The 1,602-nt window shown below is 66.7% G+C and carries 3 protein-coding genes; all 3 read left to right on the top strand.

Going from position 1 to position 1,602, the window contains the following annotated elements; translation table 11 throughout:
- The coding region (locus E1281_RS39550; protein WP_131884796.1) for a conjugal transfer protein at positions 1 to 819 on the top strand (819 nt) is incomplete at its 5' end.
- A gap of 62 nt (positions 820 to 881) precedes the next feature.
- Positions 882 to 1,166, top strand: a complete 285-nt coding sequence (locus E1281_RS39545) for a hypothetical protein (RefSeq protein WP_131884795.1) — start codon at positions 882 to 884, stop codon at positions 1,164 to 1,166.
- Between the two features lie 50 nt (positions 1,167 to 1,216).
- Positions 1,217 to 1,602, top strand: a 386-nt coding sequence (locus E1281_RS39540) for a conjugal transfer protein (protein ID WP_131884794.1), incomplete at its 3' end; no start/stop codon positions are given.

Raw genomic sequence — 1,602 nt, 5'->3', positions numbered from 1 at the left:
GCCGTGCTCTGGGCGCTGATCATCGTCATCCTCGTCAACGGCATCCGCGCCCCGTTCGAGCGCTTCACCGCTGAAGAGACGTCCGGCGGCGCGACGCCCGCGTCCAAACCCGCCAGGGGAGCGGGGTTCCCCAGCAGCGCCGCGGGCGCGTTCGCCCTGCAGTTCGCCAACGTATATCTGAACTACGACCAGAACAACGCCCCCGCCCGCGAGACGCAATTGCGCACCTTCCTCCCCGACGGCGCCGACCCGCAATTCGGCTGGAACGGCGTCGGCAGGATGCAGGTGCAGTCGGTCGAGGTCGCCGGAGTGGATGTGCGCGACGCCAACCACGCGACCGTGACCCTGTCGGCGCGCACGGCCGACACGTGGCTGCGTCTCGCGGTTCCGGTGTACGCCGACAAGAGCGGTTCCCTGGTCGTGTCCGCCCAGCCCGCCATGCTTCCCCCGCCTACCAAGGCGCAACTTCCCCAGGGCGGCGCACCCGACCGCGACTCCGCGCTCGAAAGCGAACTCCAGCCCTTCCTCGGTACCTTCTTCCAGGAGTACGCGACCGGCAACCAGGAGGCCCTGTCGCGCTTCTCCGACGGGACGACCATCACCGGCATGGCCAACACCGTGAAGTTCATGCAGGTCAAGGAGGTCGTCGCTCCGAAGGGCTCCGCGGGCGAGCGCACGATCACCGCGACCGTCGCCTGGCAGCCCGCCGCGGGCGGCGGCGGCGAACTGGACCAGACCTACCAGCTCGCCATGGTGAAGAGAGGCGACAAGTGGCTCGTCCGCGACATCCGCGGTACCACGCGACCGAACGCATCATGAGAGGCCCTGACTTGAACGACCAATCCCCCATTGAGCCCGCCGCCCAAGGAAGGTAGACGTCGATGTTTCAGCACATTATCGCGTCGATTCCCTACGAAATCCTTGCGGCGCCCGGCGACGAACTGAAGACCGATCAGCTCGCCGATTGGCTGAGGCAGATATTCGGTCCGCTGTTCCTGGTGATCGTCTCCATTGTGGCGATCTTCTTTCTGTTCACCCGAGAAATCACGCGCTTCGTTCAGTTCATCTTGCTCGCGATCGGAATCGGGGTGGTCTTCTACGTGCCGAACATCATCGAGACCACGGCCAAGGCGATAGCCACGGCCCTCGGCGTGGACGTCACCTGACGGGAGACCGGCAGGCGGACCCGTGCTCGCGCAGTTAGGGGAGTAGGGGCGTGGATCTACCCACGTACACGAACATCTGGCGGATCGAGAAGCGGCTTTACAAGCTGTACGACCTGCGGCTGCCCATGCCGCTGCCGCTCGTCCAGATCGGCGTGTTCCTCGGCGTGTTCGTGCCGTGGATCGTCCTGCTCAGGATCGTCGGCATCCCCTTCGAATCCCCCTGGCACGTCCTGTACATCGTCCCGCCGGGCGTGCTGACCTGGCTCGCCACCCGTCCCGTCATCGAGGGCAAGAGGCTCACCGAACTGCTGCTCTCCCAGGGGCGCTACCTCTCCGAGCCCCGCACCTGGTGCCGCCTCACCCCGATCCGGGAACCCCGCGAGGTCGTCATCGTCGCCCGCGTCTGGCGCCGCGCCGAGGCCCCCGCCCCCGTCGC

This window comes from Actinomadura sp. KC345 (assembly GCF_004348515.1).
Classification (GTDB): Bacteria; Actinomycetota; Actinomycetes; order Streptosporangiales; family Streptosporangiaceae; genus Spirillospora.
The sequence above is the reverse complement of the archived record's forward strand: the minus strand, read 5'-3'. Positions and strand labels throughout refer to the sequence as shown.